Below are 1133 nucleotides of genomic sequence, written 5' to 3'. Positions count from 1 at the left end.
CTTAAGCCGCCATTGCTTTTTTGAGGTTTTCGTCGATCTTGTCGAGGAAGCCGGTGGTGGAGAGCCACTTCTGCTCGGCGCCGACCAGGAGGGCGAGATCCTTGGTCATGAAGCCGGACTCGACCGTGTCGACGCAGACCTTCTCCAGCGTCGAAGCAAAGCGGGCGAGCTCGGCGTTGTCGTCGAGCTTGGCCCGGTGCGCCAGCCCGCGGGTCCAGGCGAAGATCGACGCGATGGAGTTGGTCGAGGTCTCCTTGCCCTTCTGGTGCTCGCGGTAGTGGCGCGTCACCGTGCCGTGGGCGGCTTCCGCCTCGACGGTCTGGCCGTCCGGCGTCATCAGCACCGAGGTCATCAGGCCGAGGGAGCCGAACCCCTGCGCCACCGTGTCGGACTGCACATCGCCGTCGTAGTTCTTGCACGCCCAGACATAGCCGCCCGACCACTTCAGGGCCGAGGCCACCATGTCGTCGATGAGGCGGTGCTCGTAGTGGATGCCGGCGGCGTCGAACTTCGCCTTGAACTCGTTGTCGTAGACCTCCTGGAAGATGTTCATGAAGCGGCCGTCGTACTGCTTCAGGATCGTGTTCTTCGTCGACAGGTAGACCGGGTACTTGCGGTTCAGGCCGTAGTTGAGCGAGGCGCGGGCGAAGTCGCGGATCGACTCGTCCAGGTTGTACATGCCCATGGCGACGCCGGCATCCGGGAACTTGAAGATCTCCTTCTCGATCACCGTGCCGTCCTCGCCCTCGAACTTCATCGTCAGGCGGCCCTTGCCGGGCACCTTGAAGTCCGTGGCCTTGTACTGGTCGCCGAAGGCGTGGCGGCCGACGATGATCGGCTGGGTCCAGCCGGGCACGAGGCGGGGCACGTTCCTGCAGATGATGGGCTCGCGGAAGATCACGCCGCCGAGGATGTTGCGGATCGTGCCGTTGGGCGACTTCCACATCTCCTTGAGGCCGAATTCCTGCACGCGGCCCTCGTCCGGCGTGATGGTGGCGCATTTGACGCCGACGCCGTACTTCTTGATGGCGTGGGCTGCATCCACCGTGACCTGGTCGTTGGTGGCGTCGCGGTGCTCGACGCCGAGATCGTAGTACTTCAGGTCGATGTCGAGATAGGGGTGGATCAGCTTG

The 1133-nt window shown here is 63.9% G+C and carries 1 protein-coding gene; it reads right to left on the bottom strand.

All coding sequences use genetic code 11. The features are described 5' to 3' along the window. Position 1 precedes the first annotated feature (1 nt). The coding region (locus KHP60_RS24840; protein ID WP_213566934.1) for an NADP-dependent isocitrate dehydrogenase at positions 2 to 1133 on the bottom strand (1132 nt) is incomplete at its 5' end.

The sequence above is a fragment of the Microvirga sp. 3-52 genome (assembly GCF_018383585.1).
Taxonomy (GTDB): Bacteria; Pseudomonadota; Alphaproteobacteria; order Rhizobiales; family Beijerinckiaceae; genus Microvirga.
This window is presented reverse-complemented; position numbering and strand designations above follow the sequence as displayed.